The organism is Pseudomonas aestuarii (genome assembly GCF_027988105.1).
Taxonomy (GTDB): domain Bacteria; phylum Pseudomonadota; class Gammaproteobacteria; order Pseudomonadales; family Pseudomonadaceae; genus Aquipseudomonas; species Aquipseudomonas aestuarii.
This window is the reverse complement of the sequence record NZ_JAQJZJ010000055.1, coordinates 1-222: the sequence shown is the minus strand read 5'-3', so window position 1 is coordinate 222 and position 222 is coordinate 1. Positions and strand designations below refer to the sequence as shown.

At 60.4% G+C, this 222-nt stretch carries 1 protein-coding gene; it reads right to left on the bottom strand.

Going from position 1 to position 222, the window contains the following annotated elements:
• A partial coding sequence (locus tag PH586_RS23540) for a hypothetical protein (protein ID WP_271350226.1) occupies nucleotides 1-222 on the bottom strand: 222 nt, incomplete at both ends.

Below are 222 nucleotides of genomic sequence, written 5' to 3'. Positions count from 1 at the left end.
CACGTCGCAGTGCTGGTTCAGGTAGTCGTAGCTGTCCGGGTCGTTTTCCTTCGGCGAGCGACCCAGACCGGCGGCCTTACGAATGTACTTCTCGTAGGTCAGCCAGAGGTTCTGCGGGTACATGAAGGTCTTGTAGTAGAAGCCCGGCGCCATCATGCCGCCGCCGACCTTGCCGAGAATGCCCATCAGGTCATTGTTGACGCTCGGCCAGCCGTTCACGCT